Origin of the sequence: Micromonospora lupini (assembly GCF_026342015.1) — a bacterium.
In the GTDB taxonomy this organism is placed as follows: domain Bacteria; phylum Actinomycetota; class Actinomycetes; order Mycobacteriales; family Micromonosporaceae; genus Micromonospora; species Micromonospora lupini_B.
Genome location: NZ_JAPENL010000001.1, coordinates 763,659 through 784,396, shown reverse-complemented (window position 1 = coordinate 784,396; position 20,738 = coordinate 763,659). Strand labels below are relative to the sequence as shown.

Here is a 20,738-nt window from a genome sequence, read left to right as displayed (position 1 = left end):
GCAACCAGGAGTCGCAGATGTCATTGATCGGCCGACCGGTCCGGCGCACCGAGGACCGCGCCCTGCTCACCACCGGCGGCACCTACGTCGACGACGTACGGGTGCCCGGCTCGCTGGAGCTGGTCGTGGTCCGCTCGACGGTGGCCCACGGCCGGCTGCGGGGCGTGGACACCGACGCCGCCCGCCGGGCGCCAGGAGTGGTCGCGGTGTTCACGGCGGCGGACGTGGACCTGCCGCCGCTGCCGCCCGAGGCCGGGGTGCTCAACCAGAAGATGACCACCCCGGTGCTCGCCGACGGCGTGGTGCGCTTCGTCGGCGAACCCGTCGCCGCGGTGCTGGCGACCAGCCGCGCCGAGGCCGTCGACGCCGCCGCGCTCGTCGAAACCGACATCGAGGCACTGCCGGTGCTTGTCGACGTCGAGGAGGCGCTCGCCGACGACCTGGTGCTGCACCCCGAGGCCGGCACGAACATGGTGCTCAAGCTGGGCTTCCGGCGGCCGGCCGGGCGTGCCGAGCTGCACGAGGGCGCCGAGGTGATCGTTCGGCAGCGGATGCGCAACCCCCGGGTCGCGCCGTGCCCCCTGGAAGCCCGCGCCGGGCAGGCCGAGTGGGGACCGGGCGGGCTGCGCTACCGCGCCGGCAGCCAGGCCGTGCACCTGTGGCGCAACCAGCTCGCGGCAGCCCTCGGTGAGCCGGAGGACCGGGTCCAGGTGGTCAACGGCGACGTCGGTGGGGCGTTCGGCTCCAAGGCGTTCGCCAGCCGGGAGGACGTCCTCGTCGCCTGGGCCAGCCGTCGACTCGGTCGCCCGGTGCGCTGGGCGGAGACCCGCAGCGAGAGCATGACCGCCGCCGGGCACGGCCGGGCCCAGCACCAGAGCGCCGAGCTGGGCGGCACCCGCGACGGGCGGATCGTGTCGTACGCGCTGGAGATCGTGCAGGACGCCGGGGCGTACCCGCGCATCGGCGCGATCCTGCCGTTCTGGACCCGCACGATGCTCACCGGCCCCTACGCGATCAGCCGGGCGAAGTTCAGCTCGTCAAGCGTCACCACCACGACCACGCCCGTGGTGTCGTACCGGGGCGCCGGGCAGCCGGAGGCCGTCGCCGCGCTGGAGCGGATGGTCGACCTGTACGCGGCGGAGATCGGCCTGGACCCGGCCGAGGTACGCCGGCGCAACCTGCTGCCCCCGGAGAGCTTCCCGGTGACGACCGTGACGCGTGCCCGCTACGACACCGGCGACTACCCGGCGGCGCTCGAGCGGGTGCTCGCCGAGGCCGACTACCAGGCGTTGCGCGCCGAGCAGGCGGCCCGCCGCGAGCGCGGCGACGTCGAACAGCTCGGCATCGGACTGTCCACCTTCGTGGAGATCACCGGCGCGGACACCCGCAGCGAGTACGCCTCGATCCGCGTCGACGACACCGGCCGGTTCACCGTTCACTCGGGCACCTGCCCGCACGGGCAAGGGCACGTCACCGCGTGGGCGATGCTCGCCGCCGACGTGCTCGCCGTGGCGCTGGACCGCGTCGACGTACGCCACTCCGACACCGCGACGGTCGCCGCGGGCGGCGGCACCGGCGGGTCCCGGTCGTTGCAGACCGGCGGCATGGCGGTCCGTGAGGCGGCCCTGGCCCTGGTGGAGCGGGGGCGGGACGCGGCGGCCGTCCACCTGGGTGTGCCCCGCGACGACGTGGAGTACGCGTCGGGGCGGTTCCGCTCGACCGCCGGGCACGTCGTCTACTGGACCGAGCTGGCCGCCGCCGACGGGTTGTCCGCGGAGGCGAACTTCCAGCCGACGGCGGCGACCTGCCCGTTCGGCGCGCACCTGGCGGTGGTGCTCGTGGACACCGAGACCGGGCAGGTGACGCTGCGGCGGGTGGTGGCCGTGGACGACGCGGGCGTGCTGCTCAACCCGCTGCTGGCCGAGGGGCAGGTGCACGGCGGCCTCGCGCAGGGCGCCGGTCAGGCGCTGGTGGAGGAGGTCCGCTTCGCCGCCGACGGCACGCCCCTGCACGGTGACCTGCACCGCTACGCCATGGTGGGCGCGGCGGAGCTGCCCTCCTTCGAGACTGTCGCGATGCAGACCCCGACTCCGGTGAACGCGCTGGGCGCCAAGGGCCTGGGCGAGTCGGGGGCGGTCGGGTTCCCGCCGGCGGTGCAGAACGCGGTGGTCGACGCCGTCCGCCACCTGGGCGTGCGGCACATCGACATGCCGGTGACCGCGGAACGGGTCTGGACGGCCATCCAGGCGGCGACGGTGGGTTGATCCACTCCAGATCGCCGATGTCGCGTTATCCGGGCGCTGTGATGCAGCGATATCGGCGACCTGGAGTGGATCTGTCCGCACCCACGGCCCTGGGTCAGCGAGTAAGCCCGATGTGGGTGGCCAGCCGGGCCACCGTGTCGGAAGGCAACCCGTGCGGTATCCGAGACTGCTCGGAATCCTCGTCGGCGTCCTCACGTTGGCCACGGTGACGCTCGTCGCCCCTGCCCCGGCCCAGGCCGCCAGCAGGTGCAGCACCGGCAGCGCCACCGGAGGCGCCGGCGGCTACTGGGCCACGAGCGGGCCGTTCGTGGCCGATGACACCTCCACCTCGACCGGCGCCGAGATTCCGAACTACGGATGGCCCGTCGAGGACGTGGACCAGGCGGAGGTGTGGGTGTGCCTCGGTAACGCACGTCCGGGGTACGGGTCCGAGGACCGGTGTTCACTGATCACGTACGTCGAGTACTACGAGTAGCCCGGCTCGCACCCGCTCCCCGTCCATCCGGGGAGCGGGTCCCCCGTCAGTCGTCCACCACGGACAGCGCCTGCTTGGGGCAGCGGCGCGCGGCCTCGCGTACCCGGTTGGCAAGCGACCCTTCCAGCGGCTGTTCGGTGATGTGCAGCCGGTCGTCGTCGGCGACGTCGAACACCTCCGGCGCCTGCCCCACGCAGACCGCGTTGCTCTCACAGCGGGAGAAGTCCACGACCAGTCGCATCGCTCACGCCTCCTTCGGGACGATCTCGAGGATGGGGAACATCATGGTGGGCACGCTGCGCCCCAACCGCAGGTCGGCGGCGTCCAGCAGCCGTTCGATGTGCTCGCGCGAGCGGGCGCCGCCGCCGACCATGGCCAGCAGGAGCAGGTCGTAGAGGCGTCCCACGTCGAAGCGGTCGCCGGCCTCGACCACGGGCTCCAGCACGAGCAGCCGGCTGTCCGGCCGCATCGCCGCCCGCACGGCCGTCAACAGCCGTACGGCGTTGTCGTCGTCCCAGCCGTAGAGGATCCGCTTGAGCAGGTACGCGTCCGCGCCGGCCGGGATGGTCTCGAAGAAGCTGCCGCCGGTCACCGTGCACCGCTGCGCCACGCCGAGCTTCTGCAGCACCGGTTCGGCCTCGGCGACGACGTGCGGCAGGTCGAACAGGGTGCCTTGCAGCTGCGGGAAGCGGGCCATGATGCCGCCGAGGAAGGCGCCGTTGCCGCCGCCGACGTCGACAACTGTTGTCAGCTCACCCCAGGGGTACGCGGGCAGCGCTGCCCGCAGCTCCAGCCGGGTGGCCGCCTGTTGGGAGGCGTCGAAGCGGGCACTGTCGTGCGGGTGGGCGGCCATGTACGGCCAGTAGCCCTCGGGGTGGACCTGGTCGAACGACGCCTGCCCGGTGCGGATGCTGTGGTCGAAGTGGGCCCACGCCTCGATGTCCGGCTCCAGCAGCGGGTACGCGTCGCGCAGGGACAGCGGGTGGTCGGTGCGCAGCGGCTCGGCGAGTTTCGTCAGGCCGAACACCTCGGGTTCGACCTCGGTGAAGATGCCCTTGCCGGCGAGCGCGCGCAGGGCGCGCAGCAGCGACGGGGCGTGCGCGCCGGTGGCCTCGGCCAGCTCGGTGACCGGCCGTGGCCCGTCGACGAGCTGGTCGGCGACACCCAACTCGGCGACCGCGCGCACGGTGAACGGCACGATGTAGTCGGCCAGCTCGGTCAGTCGGAACACCGACTCGATGTCGATCCGGGGTCGGCTCGGGGCCATCGATTCCTCCTAGGGGGATGTCAGCTGCGGCCCGGCGGGACCGGCGGCGATCACGGTGAGGGTGGGCGTGGCGACGACCCGGTCCAGCCGCAGGCCGGCGCCGGCCAACAGGTCGACGAGGTCGTCACGGGTGCGGTGCCGACCGCCGGTGAGCACCAGGGTGTGCAGGTCGACGAGTTTGGCGACGTCGAAGACGTCGCCGGTGGGGATGATCGCTTCCAGCAGCAACAGCCGGCTCTGCGGACCCATGGCCGCGGCGATCCGGCGCAGGATGGCCGTGGCGTCGGCGTCGTCCCAGCCGGGCAGGATCGTCTTGAGCACGTACAGGTCGGCGTCGGCCGGCAGCGGGTCGAAGAAGCTGCCCGCCACGATCCGGCACCTGTCGGCCACCCCGGCCTCGGCGAGCAGCGCCGGCGCGGCGGCCACCACGTGGGGCAGGTCGAGCAGGGTGCCGTGCAGGTGCGGGCAGCGGCGCAGCAGGCCGGCAAGGAACGCGCCGTCGCCGCCGCCCACGTCGACGAGCTGCCGGGCCCGCGCCCACGGCCACGCGGGCAGTACGGTCCGCAGGTGCAGCCGGGTCAGGCTTGACATCCAGCGGTCGACGGCGAGGCTGTCGGCGGGATGCCCGGCCAGGTAGGACCAGTAGTCGGCGCGGTGGATCCGGGGAAAGGCGGCCTCGCCGGTGCGCAGGCACTCGCCGAGCCCGGCCCAGGCGCGCACGTCCGCGGCCATCAGGGGGTACGCGTCGCGCAGCGACAGTGGGTGGTCGGTGCGCAGCGGCTCGGCGAGTTTCGTCAGGCCGAACACCTCGGGTTCGACCTCGGTGAAGATGCCCTTGCCGGCGAGTGCGCGCAGGGCGCGCAGCAGCGACGGGGCGTGCGCGCCGGTGGCCTCGGCCAGCTCGGTGACCGGCCGTGGCCCGTCGACGAGCTGGTCGGCGACGCCCAGGTGGGCGATCACCCGGATGGTGAACGGCACGATGTAGTCGGCGAGTTCGGTGAGCCGGGTCAGCGCACCGAGGTCGGTACGGGGCCGCGCCGCCAGCATCAACCGCCTCCACTATCACGTGTCTTGTATCTCGTGTATCTGCACACTAGCTTGTGAGCGGGTCGCTGTCACCGTCGTCACGGGAGGCACGGGATGCTGGACGGATGTGTGAGCTGGCCGCGGGAGCTGGCCGAGCGTTACCGCGCGCAGGGCTACTGGCGCGGCGAGTCCCTCGCCGACCTGGGCCGGGATTGGGCGCGGACAGACCCGGAGCGCGTCGCGCTTGTCACCGGCGACCGGCGGGTGTCCTACGGCGACCTCGACCGCCGGGCCGAACGGATGGCCGCCGGGCTGCGGGCCCACGGCATCGGCCGGCACGACCGGGTGGTGGTCCAACTGCCCAACAGCGTCGAGTTCGTGGTGCTGTGCCTGGCGCTGTTCCGCCTGGGTGCGCTGCCCGTGCTGGCCCTGCCGGCGCACCGGCGTGCCGAGATCGGTCACCTGTGCGCGCACACCGAGGCGGTCGCGTACGTGACCGTCGACCAGGTCCAGGGGTACGACCTGCGCAAGCTCGCCGCCGACGTACGCGCCGAGACGCCGTCGCTGCGGGAGGTGTTCGTCGTCGGCGACCCCGGCGAGTTCACCGCCCTGTCCGAGGTGGACGCCGAGCCGGTGCCGCTGCCCGCCCCGGACCCGTCGGACGTCGCGTTCTTCCTGCTCTCCGGCGGCTCGACAGGTCTGCCGAAGCTGATCCCCCGCACCCACGACGACTACGCGTACCAGCTTCGGGCGACGGCGGCGGCGATGGGTTTCGGGCCGGACGGGGTCTATCTCGCGGCGCTGCCGGTCGCCCACAACGCGGCGCTCGGCTGCCCCGGCGTCCTCGGCGCGCTGCGGGTCGGCGCCACGGCCGTGCTGGCCGGCAGTCCCAGCCCCGACGAGGCGTTCCGGCTGATCGCCCGCGAGCGGGTCACCCTGACCACGCTGATGCCGCCCTTCCTGCCGCTGTGGGCCGACCTCGCGCCGGTGCTCGGCGCCGACCTGAGCGGCCTGGTGGTGGAGGTCGGCGGCGCCAACCTCAGTCCCGCGGTGGCCGACCGGGTGACCCGGGAGCTGGGGATCCGCCTGGCGCACTTCTTCGGCATGGCCGAGGGCCCGATCTGCTGCACCCGCCCGGACGACCCGCCGGAGCTGGCCGCGCACACCCAGGGCCGTCCGCTGTCGGCCGCCGACGAGTTCCGGATCGTCGACGAGGACGGCCGGCAGGTCGCGGCCGGCGAGGTGGGTGAGCTGACCGTGCGCGGGCCGACCACCCTGCGCGGCTACTACCGGGTGCCGGAGTACAACGCGCACACCTTCACCCCGGACGGCTTCCTGCGCACCGGGGACCTGGTCCGGTGGACGCCGACGGGTGAGCTGGTCGTGGTCGGCCGGATCAAGGAGGTCGTCAACCGGGGCGGCGAGAAGGTCCCGGCCGGCGAGGTCGAGGAGCATCTGCTCGCCCACCCGGCGGTCCGCGAGGTCGCCGTGCTCGCCGTCCCCGACCGGGTCCTGGGCGAGAAGACCTGCGCGGTGGTCGTCCCCCGCGCCGACGCCCCCACGCTTGGGCAACTGCGTGACTTCCTCACCGACCGGGGGCTCGCCGCGTACAAGCTGCCCGACCGGTTGGAGCTGCGCACGGCGCTGCCGCACACCGCTGTGGGCAAGGTGGACAAGCGGGCGCTCGGCGTCGAGCTGGCGGGCTGAAGCCGACGCGGGGGAAGGCGTCGCCGCCCTCCCCCGCCCGCTTCAGCCGGTCAGGTGGTACAGCCTGTGGAACCGGTCGTCCACGGGCACGATCTGCATGTCGGCGAAGCCGGCCTCGGTGGCGAACCGGCGGACCTGCGCGGGCCGCAGGACCGTGCCGCTGGCCGTCGAGCCGGGCGCGGCCAGACCGGCCGGCAGACAGTGCAGCACGCTCGTGGCGTACTGGAAACGCTCGACCTCGTCGCCGGGCGCGACGAACCGGTGCGCCACCTTGGCGTCGAGCACCACCACCGCGCCACCGTCGGCGCGCAGCCGCCGACAGGCCGCCAGCACCGACACCGGCTGGCTCATCTCGTGCAGCGCGTCGAAGACGCAGACCAGGTCGTACCGGCCGGCCAGCTCCGGATCCGCGGCGTCGCGCCGATGGAACCGCACGCGGTCGGCGACGCCTGCGGACGCGGCGTTCGCCTGCGCCGCGGCCACCGTCGGCGCGTCCAGGTCGTAGCCGTCGACCTCGGCGAGGGGGTACGCCCGGGCCAGCGCGACCGCCGCCCAGCCCGCGCCGCAGCCGATGTCGGCGATCCGGCTCGGCGCGGCGGCGAGCCGCTCGTGGAGCTGCGGCAGCGCCGAGGAGAGCCACCCCGGCAGGGAGTACGTGAACAGCGCGCGGTTGGCGCCCGAGTGCCCGTGCCGCCAGTCGTCGCCGTACACCTCGTCGGGCACACCGCCGCCGGTGCGGTACGCCTCCAGCAGCGCCGGCAACGCGGCGGCCACCCCGCCCAGCGGCAGCATGGTCAGCGACACAAGTGACAGCGGGCTGTCCGAGGCGAGCAGCACCTCGGCGTGCCCCGGCGGCAGCCGGTAGACCCGCCGCTCGGGGGCGGCCGTCACGTCGTCCACGTCGACGAACCCGGCGACCGCCTGCTGTTCCAGCCACTCGCGCGCGTACCGGCTGTCGATCCCGGTACGCGCGCACAGCTCGGCCACGTCGGCCGGGCCACGGTCCAGCGCCTCGTACAGCCCCAGCCGGGCGCCCAGGTAGCCGGCCAGCAGCTCCTGGGTGTGCAGCATGGCCAGGAACAGCCGCAGCGACAACGCCCGGGCCCGCTGGTCCGGCTCGCCGGGCACCGGCGGGCGCAGTGTCGCCGTGCCCGGCGCGTGCCCCGGGCGGCCGGTCAACTGGCCAGCTCGCCGCGCGAGCGCAGGATGTCCTTCACGTGCTCCACCACCGCGTCGATCGTGACGATCTTGCGGGCCGTCGTCTCGTCGATGGGCGGCAGCTCGAACTCGTCCTCAAGGGTGAAGGCCAACTCAAGCAGCGCGAGGGAGTGGAAGCCGAGGTCCTCGACCAGCCGCGAGTCACCCGCCCCCTCGGTCTGCTCCGGGTTGGGCGCCAGTTCGGTGACGATCGCCGTCACCGAGTCCCGCACCTCCGCCTCGGTCCGCACCTCGGCTGTCGTCGACCTGGTCGCGTCGGTCATTCCCGCCTCCTGTCCGAACGTCCCTCAGGACGCCGTCGTCTTCTGCTCGGTCTGGTCCCGCTGACCTCCCGGTCCCGTGGTGACCACGGTGCCGGGCAGCCGGTCATCGACGAACGCCTGCCACAGCTGGCGTCGTTTGGGTTTGCCGCTTGAGGTGCGGGTGATGGTGCCGCGTGGCGCGTCCACGATGACCACCTGCGCGCCCTCCGCCCGGCGGCGCAGCTCGCGCTCCGCCTGCGCCAGCCACTCCGGCTGGGCCTGTTCGAAGACGGCCACCACTGTCGCGGTGCCGGCGCGGTGGCCAAGCAGCGCGGCCATCCGCTGCGCCGGCACCCCGGGGCGGCAGATGGCCCACTCGAGATCCTCGGCGAAGACCGCCCGGCCGCGTACCTTCATGCTGTCGCCGAGCCGGCCCAGCACGTGCAACTGCCCGTCGTGCAGGAACCCGGCGTCGGCGGTGCGCAGCACCCCGCCGCCCAGCGCGGTCTGCGACGCCGAGTCGGCCTCGTTGACGTACCCCTGGGCGACCGACGGACCGTGCACCTCGATCTCGCCGACCACCCCGTCCGGCAGCGGCGTGCCCGCCTCGTCCACGATCCGCACCCGCACCCCGGTCAGCGGTCGTCCGCAACCCACCACCGGGTACGCCTCGACGCCGCCGTCGACCGGTTCGGCCGGGTCATCGACGGCCCGCGCGCCCAGCCGCAGCCGGTCGGGGCGCAGCTCGACGGCGTGGTACAGCTCGTCGAGCGGCAGCCCGGTGACGGCAAGGGTCGCCTCGGCCAGCCCGTACGCGGGCAGCAGCGCGCGCGTGTCGAAGCCGTGCGGGCCGAGCAGCGCGCAGAAGCGGCGCAGCGCCTCGGCGTCGACGCGTTCGGCGCCGATGATGACCGCGCGCCAGGCGGAGAAGTCCAGCCCGGTGAGCGCCTCGGGACGAACGCGGCGGGCGATGTACTCCAGCCCGAAGTTCGGCATCGAGGTCAGCCGCGCGCCGTGCGCCCCGAAGCAGCGCAGGTAGCGCCCGGGGTTGCGGACGAACTCCTCCGGCGGCATCAGCCACAGGTCGCTGGTGTTGACCACCGGAGTGACCAGGCAGCCGATGAGACCCATGTCGTGGTGCACCGGCAGCCAGGACGCGGTCGGGTCGTCGGGGGTCATCGCGAGCCACCGCCGGATCGCCGCGACGTTCGCGGCAAGCGCGGCGTGCGGCACCTGCACGCCGCGGGCGCGGCCGCTGGAGCCGGACGTGAACTGCAGCAGGGCCAGCGGGCCGGGATCCGCGACCGCCCCCCGGGATCCGCCGGCGGCGTCGGCCAGCTCGTCGGCGCTCAGCACGCGCGGGACCCCGGCGCTTTCGGCAAGCGGCGCGATGGCTGCGGTGAGGGTGGCCGCGCAGACCACCACCCGCGGCGCGGCGGCGCGCAGGAGACCCGACACGTGCTCCCCGTAGACCGCGCGGTCCTGGAAGTTCAGCGGTGGGGCGATCGGCGAGGGCGCCGCACCGGCGGCCATCGCGGCGAACAGCGTGGCGACGAAGTCGGGGCCGGCGGGCTCGACGATGGACACCACGTCGCCAGGCGTCACCCCGACCGCCCGCAGGCCGGCCAGGATCACCCGGGTCCGGTCGGCCAGCTCGGCGTACGACAGGAAGGTCCAGTCGTCGCCGCCGGCGGCGAAGTGCACACCCCGGTCCTGCCGGGGACGCTCCAGCCAGCTCAGCAGCGGCGATTCCGACACGGCGCGTACGGTCATCGGCCCGTCACCTCCTCCCCCAGTACGTCTATCCGAGATTGATAGCAGATACAAGGCTAAACAAGATACGAGGAAGGCGATAGAGTCCAACCGTGACCAGTACGCTTCCCCGCGTCGACGGACTGCTCCCCGCGCTCGCCGAGCGCGCGGCGGAGATTGACCGGGCGGGTCGGGTCCCCGAGGACGTTCTCGCCGAGCTGAGCGCGGCGGGCTGCCTGCGGATGCTGGTGCCTGCCGCGTACGGTGGCGCCGACCTGCCGCTGGTCGAGGCGCTGCGCGTCATCGAGCAGCTGTCCACGGCGGACGCCTCCACCGGCTGGCTGATCGGCCAGGTCGGCCTGGCGCACCTGCTGTTCGCCTGCTTTCCCGACGCCGCCCGCGACGAGATCTACGCGCACGGCCCGGACGTGTTGGGCGCCGGCGCGGTGGCGCCCAAGGGCCGGGCGGCCCCGGACGGGGCGGGCGGCTGGCGGGTCAGCGGCCAGTGGCCGTTCGTGACCGGCAGCCCGCAGGCGAGCTGGATCTACCTGAACTGCATCGTGCTCGACGGGCGGACCCCCCGGACCCTGCCCAACGGGGCACCGCTGACCCGGATGGTGCTCTTCCCCGCAGGGGAGCTGGAGCCTGTCGACACCTGGCAGGTGCTGGGCCTGCGCGGCACGGCCAGCCAGGACGTGCGGGCGGCCGGCCGCACCTGCCCCGAGCACCGCGGCTTCAGCCTCGTCGGCGACGGCGACGACGTGCGCCGTACCGTCTTCCGGATCGCCCAGGCCGGGCTGCTCATCGCGGCTGTCGACCTCGGCATCGCGCAGGGGGCCGTGCACGACGCGGCGGCGCACGCCGCCGCCGGCCGCCGCCGGACGTTCAGCACCCGGTCGCTTGCCGACTCCCCGGTTTTCCACGACCGCCTCGGCGAGGCCCACGTGGCCCTGCGCGCGGCCCGGGCGTTGCTGCACCGCGAGGCGGCCGGGGCCTGGGAGACCGCGCGGCGCGGCGAGGTGCTCAGCGCGCTGGACCGCGCCTGCCTGCGCGCCACCGCCACGCAGGTCACGGCCACCGCGCTCCAGGCCGTGCAGACGGCGTACGCGCTGGCCGGCGCGTCGACAGTGTTCGACTCCTCGCCGCTGCAACGTCGGCTGCGCGACATCAACACCGCGACGCAGCACTTCGTCAACAGCCGCGACAGCTACGCCACCGTCGGCGCCCTGCTCTCCGGCGCGGACGTCGACACGACGATGTTCTGACCCGGCGCCGCTCTGAGTACGGCATTGTTCCGAGCGCGGCGCTGTGCAGGCCGCGGCCCCGCTCTGAGCGCAGATGTTCTGAGCGCGGCGCTGTGCAGGCCGCGGCGCCGCTCTGAGCGCAGATGTTCTGAGCGCGGCGCTGTTCAGGCCGCGGCGCGCGAGCAGCGAGCGGCCCAGGCGGCTCGCTCGACGGTCAGCCGCGGGTCGTGGCGGGTTCGGCCGGCGCCTGCGTGTCCCGTGCCGGCACCCGGGCCGGCACTGTCGCGCCGGCGCCGAAGTAGCGCTCCCGCAGGGTCCGCTCGGCCGGGTCGTACGCGGTGCGGAACAGGCCGCGCCGCTGCAACTCCGGCACCAGCAGGTCGCAGATGTCGTCGATGCCCTGGGTCGTCGGGCAGGGGATGAGGTTGAAACCGTCCACGTCGGCCACCGCGCACCACTCCTCCATCCGGTCGGCGACCTGCTCGACAGTGCCGAAGAGGGTCACCGGCGCTCCGGTGCGGGGCCGGCGGGCTGTCGCCACCAGGTAGCGCACGTCGCCGACAGTCCAGGTGCGCTCGGGTCCGAGTCGGCGCAGGAAGCCCACGAAGCTCTGGCTGCCCTGCCCGGCGATCTCCGCCACCGGCGTCTCGTCCGGGTACGCCGCGAGGTCCACGTCCATCCAGCCGCACCACTTGGCGAGCTGGCCCTCGCCGCTCCACAGCGCCACGTACTCCTCGGCCCGCCGGCGTGCCTCCGCCTTGGTCGGGGCGACCATGACCATGCTGCCCTGCAACGCCTTGACCGCGCGAGGGTCGCGCCCGTGAGCGGCAACCTCGGCGCGCAGCCGGGCCACCTGCGACGCGCCGCTGGCCGGGTCGGCCATGGTCAGGAAGACGACCTCGGCGTGCCGGGCCGCGAACGTCATTCCCCGTCCGGACGCGCCGGCCTGGTAGAGCACCGGGGTGCGCTGCGGCGACGGCTCGCACTGGTGCGGGCCTCGTACGGAGAACCAGCGGCCGTCGTGGCCGATCTCGCGCACCCGGTCCGGGTCGGTGAAGACGTTCGCGGCGGCGTCGCGCAGGACCGCGTCGTCGTCCCAGCTCTCCTCCCAGAGCCGGCGGGCCACCTCGACGTACTCGTCGGCCCGGTCGTAGCGCTCGTCGTGGTCCAGGTACGACCCCAGCCCGTTCGCCGACGCGGACCGCAGATACGAGGTGACGATGTTCCAGGCGACCCGCCCGCCGGTGAGGTGGTCCAGCGAGCTGAACACCCGGGCGCACTCGTACGGGGCGTGGTACGTCGTGGAGTAGGTGACGGCGAGGCCCAGCCGGGAGGTGGTGGCCGCGATCGCCGGCAACACGAGCAGCGGGTCGATCGACGGGATCTGCACGGCATGCCGGACGGCTGCCCGCCAGGAGCCCTGGTAGACGTCGTACGTGCCGTGCACGTCGGCGAAGAAGAGCGCGTCCAGGCAGGCGGCCTCCAGCCGGCGACCCAGCTCGACCCAGTAGCCGAGATCGCGGTAGCCGGTGGCGCTGCGGTCGGCGGGGTGCCGCCAGAACCCCTTGAACTGCGGCGACGGCGAGCACTGGGTGAACAGGTTCAGATGCACGTATCAAGTGTCTCGTATGCTATCTGGTATCGCAACGCTCGACCGGATACGGTACGGACATGCCCGTGACGCCTCGCATCGACCTCGCGTCGGTCACCCGCCTCACCGAACTGGCCGACTACATCGTTCCGTTCACCATCCGGGTCATGTGTGACCTCGCGGTCGCCGACCAGCTCGTCGAGGGTCCGATGCCTGTGGACGTGCTGGCCGGGCGCGTCGGCGCCGACCCCGCCGCGTTGACCCGTGGCCTGCGGGCGCTCGCCGGCCGGGGCATCTTCACCGAGGTCACGCCCGAGGTCTTCGGCCTCACCCCGCTGGCCGAGCCGCTGCGCAGCGACCACCCGTTCTCGGTACGCGAGTGCTTCCCCCTCATGCCACCTGACATCTACTCGTGGGCCCGCCTGACGCACAGCCTGCGCACCGGCGAGACCGCGTTCGGGCACGTGCACGGCGGGACCCGCTACTACGACCACTTCGCCGACCACCCGTACGAGTGCGTCCGGTTCGAGCGGTCGGCCGAGAGCGTCAACCCGTTCGTGCTGCGAACCGTGGCGCCGGCGCTGGACCTGGGCACGGCCCGGACCCTTGTGGACGTGGGCAGCGGCCACGGCACCTTCGTCGCCGGCCTGCTCGCCCGCCACCGCGAGTTGCGCGCGATCCTGCTCGACCTTCCGCACGTGGTCGCCGAGGCGCCGGACGTGCTGGCAGGCGCGGGTGTCGCCGAGCGGTGCGAGGTGCGCGGCGGCAGCTTCTTCGACAGGCTTCCCGAGGGCGCCGACGTGTACCTGCTCAAGACGATCATCCACGACTGGCCGGACGAGCGGGCCGCCACGATCCTGCGCAACGTACGCGCCGCCGCCCGGCCCGACAGCCGAGTGGTGATCGTCGAGTCGGTGAGCCGCTACGGCAACCACGACGACACCGGCAAGGTGATGGACGTCAAGGCGCTCGCCCTCTTCGGCGGGCGGACCCGCACCGAGCCGGAGTTCCGCGCGCTGCTCGACGACGCCGGGTTCCGGCTGGCGCGGATCACGCCGACGTCGTCGATGTCGGTCCTGGAGGCCGTGCCGGCGGTGCCCGCGCCAGCCGGCGACGGGACCACCGGCAGACCGGCCGTCGCGGCGGCCGGCCGGACGGCCTGAGGAGGCCGGCGATGCCACGCCTGGACGGTCGTAACCACATCAACCTCACAGTCGTCGACCTGGAGCGCAGCACCGCGTTCTACTGCTCGGTGTTCGAGATGGTGGTGGTCAACGACGTCACCCCACAGGAGTCCGGCTTCCGCTTCCGCACCCTGCTGCACACGGCGTCGTTCGCCTCGGTGGTGCTGGGCTGCGTCGAGGACCCACCCGAGACCGGCGCCGACGGCCCCACCGGCGCCAATGGCGACCGTTTCGACGAGCGGCGCCCCGGGCTGCACCACCTGGCCTACCACGTGCCCGAACGCGGCGACCTGGACGAGTGGGTGGCCCACCTGGACACCGTCGGCGTCGCGCACTCCGGCATCACGACGTCGAAGCACGAGGCGGGGTCGCAGATCTGGCTGCGCGACCCGGACAACATCTGGCTGGAGTTCTACTGGGTGAACCGGGACTTCTTCGTCGACCGGCTCCGCCAGGTGTGGCGCAACAAACGCCAGTCGACCCGCGTCTGAGCCCGCTCGACCCGTTGGGGCCGCCCGGTCGGGCGGCCCCGTCGCACGTCAGGCCGGCAGGTCCGCCTCGCTGCGGGCCACCACCGCGTCGCCGAGCACCAGCAGGTCGATCTCCTTGGCGCGTACGAAGGTGTCGACCGCGTCGGCGGCCGAGTTCACGATCGGGTCACCGGCCAGGTTGAACGACGTGTTGACCACCGCCGGGACGCCGGTGAGCTGCCGGAACTGCTCGATGAGCGCCCAGTAGCCGGGGTTGGTGTCGCGGTGCACGGTCTGCGGGCGGGCCGAGCCGTCCACGTGGGCCACCGCCGGGACCCGCAGCCGGGCGTCCGGGCGCAGCGACGCGGCGGCCAGCATGAACCGCGACGGTTCGCCGACCGGCCCCTCGATCAGCTCCGACACGTGCTCGGCGAGAATGCTCGGCGCGACCGGACGCCACATCTCCCGGCCCTTGAGCACGTTGAGGCGCTCCAGGTTGCGTCGGGACCGCGGATCGGCAAGCAGACTGCGTGCGCCGAGCGCCCGTTGCCCGATCTCCGCCCGGCCGCGCGCCCAGCCCACGATCCGGCCGCGGGCGAGTTCACCTGCCACGGAGCGGGCCAACTCGTCGTCGCCGAGGCGGCGGTGCACCATGCCGGCGCGCGCGGCGGCCGCCTCACCGGCCTCAGTGGTGATCGGCTGACCCCAGTACGCGTGGTCGATGCGGGTGGGCGTGAACTCCCCGCACTCGCGCGCCGCGACGAGCGCCGCCCCCAGGGACACCCCCGCGTCGGTGGGCACCGGCGGAACGTATACCTGATCGAAGAGTCCACTGCGGACCAGCACACCGATCATGGTGCAGTTCATCGCCACCCCGCCGGCGAGCGCCAGCACCGGGGTGTCGACCCGCCGACGCAGCTCGGCCGCCAGGGACAGCACCGTCTCCTCCAGCCCCTGCTGGATCGTCGCGGCGAAGTCCGCGTACGCGATGGGCTCCTCGCCGGTGCGCGGCGCGTACGGGAACAGCTTGCCGAACTCGGGTTTGAGCGACTCGGCGACGGCCGGGTAGTACGCCATCAGCGGGCCGAGCGTCGCGGCCCGTCGGCTGGGGACCTCGGCGGTGGGCGTGCCGCGGACCAGCTCGTACCCGCCCTGAACCGGTCGCACAGGCGCTCCCGGACCCGGTCTGCCGTAGGCGGCGAGGCCCATCAGCTTGCCGGTGCCCCAGTAGCCCAGCCCGGCCCACTCGGCGGCGGCGTTGTAGTAGAAGCCCAGGGACTGCTCCACGGGCCACTCCCGCAGGATCTCGATCTCGCCGTCGGCGTACCTGCCGAACGAGGTCGACTGCGTCTCGCCGGCACCGTCGAGGACCAGGACGGCGGCCTCGTCGCAGTCGTAGCTGTACACGGCGCTGGCCGCGTGCGCGACGTGGTGCGGCACCCAGCGGACCGCGGGCATGGTCAGGTCCTCGTCGTCGGGGAAGAGCATGGCCCGCAGCCCCTCGGTGGTGAACCGTCGGTTGCGGCCCAGCGGGATGTCCCGGAAGTCCCAGCCGATGGCGACGGTGTCCACCTCCCGCGCGCCGATGCCCGCCATCGCCAGGCACGCGGCGATCGCCTCGGCGGGCGGCTGGCCCACCGCGTGCTTGCGGCGGCTGACCCGCTCCTGCTCGACCAGAGCGCACAGCGCGCCGTCGCGGACCAGAGCTGCGCTGGAGTCGTGGAAGCCGATGTTCACCCCGAGTACGTAACGCGCCGACATGGTCGGCCTCCCTTCCGGTGTCTGGCGGTCATCCGGCCTGTCGGGCCCCGTCGAGGGCGAGCACGGCACGGACGATGTTGTGGTAGCCGGTGCAGCGGCACAGGTTGCCCTTGAGGGCGTGCCGCACGTCGTGCTCGGTGAGCGGCCCCGGGTTCTCCTCCAACAGGCTCACCACCGCGAGGACCATCCCCGGGGTGCAGAAGCCGCACTGCAGCGCGTGGTGCTCCCGGAACGCCTCCTGCACCGGGTGCAGCCGGTCGCCGTCGGCGAGCCCCTCGGCGGTGCGGATGTCGGCGCCGTCGGCCTGCGCGGCAAGCAGGGTGCACGACTTGACCGACCGCCCGTCGAGCAGCACCGTGCAGGCGCCACAGGAGCTGGTGTCACAGCCCACCGTCGCGGCGGTGAGCCCCAACTCCTCGCGCAGCAGGTGGACCAGCAGGGTGCGCGCCGACACCCGACGGCTCTCCGGGCGGCCGTTGACAGTGGCGGTGACGGCGACTGTCGTCGTACCGGGCCGGGCGTCGATGCTCATCGTGGTTCCTCCGCGGTGGCGCCGGAATCGGTCAGGGCGCGGGCCACAAGCACCCGGCTGAGGTGCCGCCGGTACGCCGCCGAGGCCCGTACGTCGTCGGGCGGGTCGCACCCCTCGTCGGCGCGCGCCGCCGCGACCGTGACACCGGCGCCCTCGGCGAGTGCCGCCTCGACCCCGTACGCCCGCCGGATGGTCGGACCCATCCCGGCCAGCGCCACCCGGGAGTCGGCGACGGCCACGGCCACCACCGACCACTCCAACGCCGGGCGGGCGAACGTCCGGTAGCGCCACCGCGCCGGGCCGGGCAGCGGCACCCGTACCTCGGTGACCAGCTCGTCGGGCCGGCACACCGTCACGCCAGGCGCGACTGCCAGCTCGGCGGCGGGCACCTGTCGTGCTCCGGTAGCGCTGCGGAACACCACCACGGCGTCCAACGCGACCAGGGCCAGGGGCAGGTCGGCGGCCGGATCGGCCTGGGCGAGCGCCCCGCCGACGGTGCCGAGGCGCCGCACCTGCGGATCACCGACAGCCGCGGCCGCGACCGCCAGCAGCGGGGCGTACCTGTCGATCAGGGGGTCGCCGAGCAGCCGGTGGTAGCGGGTCAGCGCGCCGACGGCCAGGTGGTCGTCGCGGTGCGCCACGTACGACAGTTCGGTGACCCGGCCGAGGTCGAGCACTGTGTCGACCCGGTCCCGGCGCAGCTTGAGCGCCGGCAGCAGCGACTGCCCGCCGGCAAGTGGCCGCAGCTGGTCCCCGTACGCCTGGCGCAGCTCCAGCGCCTCGGTGAGGTCCCGGGCCCGGTGGTAGTGCAGGCTCGCCGGGATCACGGGCCGGCCGCCGACCAGGTGGGCACCGGGCTGCGGTGCGTGGTCCGCAGGATGGTGTCGATGAGCTGGTTGCGGCGTGCCAGCAGGTAGAAGTGCCCGCCGGGGAAGGTGTGCACCGTGAATCCGCCGCGTGTGCGCAGCGCCCAGTCGCCGGCCTCGTCGGCGGTGACCTCGGGGTCGTCCGCGCCGACGCAGGCCAGCACCGGCGCGCGCAGCGGCACGGGTGGCCCCGGGCGGTACGTCTCGGCGATCCGGTAGTCGGCGCGCAGCACCGGCAGGGCGATGGCGCGTACCCCCTCGTGGTCGAGGGCCTCGCGGCCGGTGCCGCCGAGGCGTCCGGTCTCCGCCCACAGCGTGTCGTCGTCGGCCAGGTGCACGCTTGTGGCGCGCAGCCGGCCCGGCCCGGGGCGACCGGAGACGACGAGCGCCCGCAGCACGCTGCCCGGCCCGTCCAACAGGCGTGCCGTTTCGTACGCCACCGACGCGCCGAGGCTGTGCCCGAACAGGACGACGGGCGCGTCGGCAGGCAGCGCCCGCACCGCCTGCGCGACGCCCTCGGCGAGGCTCGGCAGGTCGGCCGCGAACGGCTCCGCCGACCGGTCCATCCGGCCCGGATACTGCACGCCGTGCACCTCGACGTCGTCGGGCACCTGCGCCGACCAGGTCCGGTAGAACGCGGCGTTGCCTCCGGCGTGCGGGAAGCAGACGAGCCGCAGCGCGGGCCAGCGCAGCGGCCGGAAGCAGCGCAGCCATGTCCGCGCGAGGGGGTTCACGAGCGCGCTCCGATCCGCTGCGGCCGCACGCCGCCCGGCGGATCGCCGGCCGGCTGTTCGGCGGCCGGCTGTTCGGCGGCCTGCTGTTCGGCGGCCGGCGACGAGCCGACCTGCGACGAGCCGACCTGCGACGACCCCGCCGGCGACGGGCCGGCCGGCGGATCGACAGCCCTCGCCGCCGCGTCGGCCAGGTCGGCCACGTCGGACGCCCCGAACATCCGCGGCGGTACGGAGTGCACCAGCTCGGGTGGCCCGAGCCGGGCGGTGACGTCCTGCCACAGTTGGCACAGGCTCAGGTGGTACTGGCCGTGGCGGGCCAGCTTCCGCCCACCCAGCGCCGCGGCGTGCAGATTGCCCAGCGCATACCCGACACCGGCCGGCCAGACCTCGTCGAACACCTTGCGGTAGCTGGGCGCGACCGTGTCGGCCAGCGGCTGCGCGCTCGGCACGTCCAGGTGGTCCGCGTCGTCGCTCTCGCCGCCGGCGAAGTGCGGTCGGCCCACCCCCCGGTCCTGCACCTGCTGCGGGAAGTCCGGCCGAGGGCTCCACACCGTGGGCCCGTGCGTGCTGACCAGGGTCAGGTTGCCGGCCTCGGTGCCGATTGTCACCCGGTGCAGCAGGTGCGCGTAGTTGTCCGGGTCCGCCGGGTCCATCTGGTTCTGCACCCGCAGCGTCAACGGCACACCGGCGAGCACCCCGTCGAGGCTGCGGAACGGCACGTCCACCCGGGACAGCCGGCGTACCTGTTCGGGAAGCTCGACCGCCGGGGCCAGACCCCACGGTCGGACGCCGCCGAGGGCCTGGCCGAGGATGTCCAGCAGCGCGTACGCGACCTGGAACCCGCAGGCCGCGTCGACGTAGCGGGCCGGCTGTCGAGCCAGCAGCGCCCGGGCGGCGGCGAGGAACCGGCGTACCGGGGCGGTGTGCACGTAGAACGAGTTCAGGTGGTAGACGACCCCGGCCCGGCCGGCGGTGCGCAGGCACTCGACCAGTTCGTCGTGGTGCAGCGGATGCTCCTGCAACACGTGCAGGCCGCGCTGCATCAGCGCCCGGGCCACCTCGCCGCCCTGCCCGCCCAGCAGGCCACCACGGATGACCACGCAGGCGAGCGTCACGTCCTCGGGCACCTCGGCGACGTCGGTCCACAGCGGCACCCCGTAGTGCCGGGCGCAGGCCGCGGACCGGGCGCTGCCCCCGGCGAGGATCCCGGCCAGCTCGAACGGGAAGTCCGGCTGCCGGAACGCCTGCAGGTACACCTGGCCGAACTTGGTGCCGGCGACAAGCACTCTCGGTTTCACGCCACCCCCTCCTCGATCAGGTCGTACGACCCCAACGGGCCGTCCTCGACGCGCAGTGACGTGACCGCCGGGCTGGTGCGCAGCAGGTCCACCGCCCACCCGGGATCCACCGCGTCGGCCAGGTGGTGCACACCGGGTGGCACGTCGCCGGCGGCGACCGCGAGGGCGCCGAGGGCTACCGCCGCGCCGGTGAGCGCGTTCGCGCCGGTCCCCCGACAGACCAGCACACGGGCGCCCGCCGGGCCGGTCAGCTCGACGACCAGCAGCTGGTAGCGGGGCCGCCCGAAGGTGTCCAGCTCGGCCGCCCGGCACACCTGCGCGGCCGCGTCGGCGAGTTGCGCCGCCGTCGCGCCGTCGCCCGCTCGGCGGGCCCCCGCGGCGAGCGCCGCCGGCAACCGGCTGCCGGCGAACGCCGACCACCAGTCGACGTCGGTCAGGCCCAGCCGGCGGGCGAGTCGCTCGGTCTCGGTGCTGAGGTACGGCTGCAACAGCACCGGCTCGTCGAAGAACGGCACCGGCGCCTCCGCCCTGGCCGCGAGGGCGCGGCTGCGTCGCGCGCCGTCACGCCACGCGGCCGACGGCTCGCCGTACTCGGCGGTGCCGACGGCGAGGAAGTCCAGGGCGGCGCCGGGCGTGAACCCGTCGCGACCGCCGACGTACCCGGTCATCCGCCGAGCCCCCGGCGTCTGCGCCGCGAGGTGGGCGGGGAGCAGCCCGGACAGGCCGGGCATCAGCCCGGCGGAGAGCACCGCGACCCGGTCGGCGGCCCCGGGCAGGGCGGACACCACCGCGTGCAGCGGGTCGTCGCCGGCCGCGTCGACGTAGCCGGCGCCGCTGCGGGCGGCCGCGCGGGCCACCGTGTCGCCGATCGAGGCCGCCGGCCCGGCGCAGTTGACGACTGTGTGGCAGCCGGCGCAGAACGCGTCCAGGCTCGCCGGGTCGGTGACGTCCACGGCGCGCGCCTGGACCCGCGGGTGGTCCGGCCCGAGTCGGGCCGGGTCACGGGCGCCGGCGCGTACGTCGTCCACGCCCCAGGCCAGCAGGTGCGCCAGGGCGTGCCGGCCCACCCCGCCGCTGGCGCCGACCAGGGCGACAGTCGCTGCCATG

19 protein-coding genes are annotated in these 20,738 nt (G+C 74.1%); 6 read left to right on the top strand and 13 right to left on the bottom strand.

Going from position 1 to position 20,738, the window contains the following annotated elements:
• Positions 1 to 17 precede the first annotated feature (17 nt).
• Positions 18 to 2,264 (top strand): xanthine dehydrogenase family protein molybdopterin-binding subunit, encoded by a 2,247-nt coding sequence (locus OOJ91_RS03605; RefSeq protein WP_266242398.1) that lies wholly within the window; start codon positions 18 to 20, stop codon positions 2,262 to 2,264.
• 151 nt (positions 2,265 to 2,415) lie between these two features.
• Complete coding sequence (locus OOJ91_RS03600) at positions 2,416 to 2,739, top strand: hypothetical protein (protein WP_266242395.1); 324 nt, start codon at positions 2,416 to 2,418, stop codon at positions 2,737 to 2,739.
• Between the two features lie 46 nt (positions 2,740 to 2,785).
• Here the strand turns inward: OOJ91_RS03600 and OOJ91_RS03595 are convergent, their stop codons facing one another.
• The 3 genes from OOJ91_RS03595 to OOJ91_RS03585 are packed head-to-tail and all read right to left on the bottom strand — an operon-like array spanning position 2,786 to position 5,053.
• Complete coding sequence (locus OOJ91_RS03595; RefSeq protein ID WP_266242393.1) at positions 2,786 to 2,980, bottom strand: ferredoxin; 195 nt, start codon at positions 2,978 to 2,980, stop codon at positions 2,786 to 2,788.
• Positions 2,981 to 2,983: 3 nt separating this feature from the next.
• Positions 2,984 to 4,006 carry a methyltransferase gene (locus tag OOJ91_RS03590; protein WP_266242391.1) on the bottom strand — a complete coding sequence of 341 codons (1,023 nt, stop codon included), beginning with the start codon at positions 4,004 to 4,006 and terminating at the stop codon, positions 2,984 to 2,986.
• A 9-nt stretch (positions 4,007 to 4,015) separates the two neighbouring features.
• The gene (locus OOJ91_RS03585) at positions 4,016 to 5,053 is read right to left on the bottom strand and encodes a methyltransferase (protein ID WP_266242389.1); all 1,038 of its coding nucleotides are present in this window, start codon (positions 5,051 to 5,053) and stop codon (positions 4,016 to 4,018) included.
• A 93-nt stretch (positions 5,054 to 5,146) separates the two neighbouring features.
• Here OOJ91_RS03585 and OOJ91_RS03580 point away from each other — a divergent pair, with 93 nt between their 5' ends.
• Positions 5,147 to 6,739 (top strand): (2,3-dihydroxybenzoyl)adenylate synthase, encoded by a 1,593-nt coding sequence (locus OOJ91_RS03580; RefSeq protein ID WP_266242387.1) that lies wholly within the window; start codon positions 5,147 to 5,149, stop codon positions 6,737 to 6,739.
• A 42-nt stretch (positions 6,740 to 6,781) separates the two neighbouring features.
• On the opposite strand, the gene OOJ91_RS03575 is transcribed toward OOJ91_RS03580, so the two are convergent.
• Genes OOJ91_RS03575 through OOJ91_RS03565 form a run of 3 tightly spaced genes read right to left on the bottom strand, consistent with a single transcriptional unit; the run spans position 6,782 to position 9,972 of the window.
• On the bottom strand, positions 6,782 to 7,918 hold the full coding sequence (locus OOJ91_RS03575) for a class I SAM-dependent methyltransferase (protein ID WP_266242385.1): 1,137 nt from the start codon (positions 7,916 to 7,918) through the stop codon (positions 6,782 to 6,784).
• Positions 7,915 to 8,220 carry an acyl carrier protein gene (locus OOJ91_RS03570; RefSeq protein WP_007460186.1) on the bottom strand — a complete coding sequence of 102 codons (306 nt, stop codon included), beginning with the start codon at positions 8,218 to 8,220 and terminating at the stop codon, positions 7,915 to 7,917. Before OOJ91_RS03570 ends, OOJ91_RS03575 begins: the two co-directional genes overlap by 4 nt.
• A gap of 24 nt (positions 8,221 to 8,244) precedes the next feature.
• Positions 8,245 to 9,972 carry an AMP-binding protein gene (locus OOJ91_RS03565; RefSeq protein ID WP_266242382.1) on the bottom strand — a complete coding sequence of 576 codons (1,728 nt, stop codon included), beginning with the start codon at positions 9,970 to 9,972 and terminating at the stop codon, positions 8,245 to 8,247.
• Between the two features lie 92 nt (positions 9,973 to 10,064).
• On the opposite strand from OOJ91_RS03565, the gene OOJ91_RS03560 reads away from it, so the two are divergent.
• A complete protein-coding gene (locus tag OOJ91_RS03560) occupies positions 10,065 to 11,216 on the top strand; it encodes an acyl-CoA dehydrogenase family protein (protein ID WP_266242380.1) in 1,152 nt (383 codons plus the stop codon).
• Positions 11,217 to 11,409: 193 nt separating this feature from the next.
• Here the strand turns inward: OOJ91_RS03560 and OOJ91_RS03555 are convergent, their stop codons facing one another.
• Complete coding sequence (locus OOJ91_RS03555; RefSeq protein ID WP_266242379.1) at positions 11,410 to 12,807, bottom strand: LLM class flavin-dependent oxidoreductase; 1,398 nt, start codon at positions 12,805 to 12,807, stop codon at positions 11,410 to 11,412.
• Between the two features lie 59 nt (positions 12,808 to 12,866).
• Here OOJ91_RS03555 and OOJ91_RS03550 point away from each other — a divergent pair, with 59 nt between their 5' ends.
• The gene (locus tag OOJ91_RS03550) at positions 12,867 to 13,949 is read left to right on the top strand and encodes a methyltransferase (protein ID WP_266242377.1); all 1,083 of its coding nucleotides are present in this window, start codon (positions 12,867 to 12,869) and stop codon (positions 13,947 to 13,949) included.
• Positions 13,950 to 13,960: 11 nt separating this feature from the next.
• Positions 13,961 to 14,461, top strand: a complete 501-nt coding sequence (locus OOJ91_RS03545) for a VOC family protein (protein WP_266242375.1) — start codon at positions 13,961 to 13,963, stop codon at positions 14,459 to 14,461.
• A gap of 48 nt (positions 14,462 to 14,509) precedes the next feature.
• On the opposite strand, the gene OOJ91_RS03540 is transcribed toward OOJ91_RS03545, so the two are convergent.
• The 6 genes from OOJ91_RS03540 to OOJ91_RS03515 are packed head-to-tail and all read right to left on the bottom strand — an operon-like array spanning position 14,510 to position 20,737.
• Complete coding sequence (locus OOJ91_RS03540) at positions 14,510 to 16,201, bottom strand: carbamoyltransferase family protein (RefSeq protein ID WP_266242373.1); 1,692 nt, start codon at positions 16,199 to 16,201, stop codon at positions 14,510 to 14,512.
• Between the two features lie 28 nt (positions 16,202 to 16,229).
• The gene (locus OOJ91_RS03535) at positions 16,230 to 16,733 is read right to left on the bottom strand and encodes a (2Fe-2S)-binding protein (protein ID WP_266242371.1); all 504 of its coding nucleotides are present in this window, start codon (positions 16,731 to 16,733) and stop codon (positions 16,230 to 16,232) included.
• Positions 16,730 to 17,560: an FAD binding domain-containing protein gene (locus tag OOJ91_RS03530; RefSeq protein WP_266242369.1), complete on the bottom strand. Its 831-nt coding sequence runs from the start codon at positions 17,558 to 17,560 to the stop codon at positions 16,730 to 16,732. Before OOJ91_RS03530 ends, OOJ91_RS03535 begins: the two co-directional genes overlap by 4 nt.
• Positions 17,557 to 18,333 (bottom strand): thioesterase II family protein, encoded by a 777-nt coding sequence (locus OOJ91_RS03525; RefSeq protein WP_266242366.1) that lies wholly within the window; start codon positions 18,331 to 18,333, stop codon positions 17,557 to 17,559. The genes OOJ91_RS03530 and OOJ91_RS03525 overlap by 4 nt, the downstream gene beginning before the upstream one ends.
• On the bottom strand, positions 18,330 to 19,631 hold the full coding sequence (locus OOJ91_RS03520; RefSeq protein ID WP_266242364.1) for a Gfo/Idh/MocA family oxidoreductase: 1,302 nt from the start codon (positions 19,629 to 19,631) through the stop codon (positions 18,330 to 18,332). Before OOJ91_RS03520 ends, OOJ91_RS03525 begins: the two co-directional genes overlap by 4 nt.
• Complete coding sequence (locus tag OOJ91_RS03515) at positions 19,628 to 20,737, bottom strand: NAD(P)H-binding protein (RefSeq protein ID WP_266242333.1); 1,110 nt, start codon at positions 20,735 to 20,737, stop codon at positions 19,628 to 19,630. The genes OOJ91_RS03520 and OOJ91_RS03515 overlap by 4 nt, the downstream gene beginning before the upstream one ends.
• Position 20,738 lies beyond the last annotated feature (1 nt).

Excerpts from the sequence above, each read along its gene's own strand:
- OOJ91_RS03540 (WP_266242373.1), bottom strand. The coding sequence starts at position 16,201 with ATGTCGGCGCGTTACGTACTCGGGGTGAACATCGGCTTCCACGACTCC.
- OOJ91_RS03605 (WP_266242398.1), top strand. The coding sequence starts at position 18 with ATGTCATTGATCGGCCGACCGGTCCGGCGCACCGAGGACCGCGCCCTG.
- OOJ91_RS03570 (WP_007460186.1), bottom strand. The coding sequence starts at position 8,220 with ATGACCGACGCGACCAGGTCGACGACAGCCGAGGTGCGGACCGAGGCG.
- OOJ91_RS03585 (WP_266242389.1), bottom strand. The coding sequence starts at position 5,053 with ATGCTGGCGGCGCGGCCCCGTACCGACCTCGGTGCGCTGACCCGGCTC.
- OOJ91_RS03535 (WP_266242371.1), bottom strand. The coding sequence starts at position 16,733 with ATGAGCATCGACGCCCGGCCCGGTACGACGACAGTCGCCGTCACCGCC.
- OOJ91_RS03545 (WP_266242375.1), top strand. The coding sequence starts at position 13,961 with ATGCCACGCCTGGACGGTCGTAACCACATCAACCTCACAGTCGTCGAC.
- OOJ91_RS03515 (WP_266242333.1), bottom strand. The coding sequence starts at position 20,737 with ATGGCAGCGACTGTCGCCCTGGTCGGCGCCAGCGGCGGGGTGGGCCGG.
- OOJ91_RS03565 (WP_266242382.1), bottom strand. The coding sequence starts at position 9,972 with ATGACCGTACGCGCCGTGTCGGAATCGCCGCTGCTGAGCTGGCTGGAG.
- OOJ91_RS03595 (WP_266242393.1), bottom strand. The coding sequence starts at position 2,980 with ATGCGACTGGTCGTGGACTTCTCCCGCTGTGAGAGCAACGCGGTCTGC.
- OOJ91_RS03550 (WP_266242377.1), top strand. The coding sequence starts at position 12,867 with ATGCCCGTGACGCCTCGCATCGACCTCGCGTCGGTCACCCGCCTCACC.
- OOJ91_RS03580 (WP_266242387.1), top strand. The coding sequence starts at position 5,147 with ATGCTGGACGGATGTGTGAGCTGGCCGCGGGAGCTGGCCGAGCGTTAC.
- OOJ91_RS03590 (WP_266242391.1), bottom strand. The coding sequence starts at position 4,006 with ATGGCCCCGAGCCGACCCCGGATCGACATCGAGTCGGTGTTCCGACTG.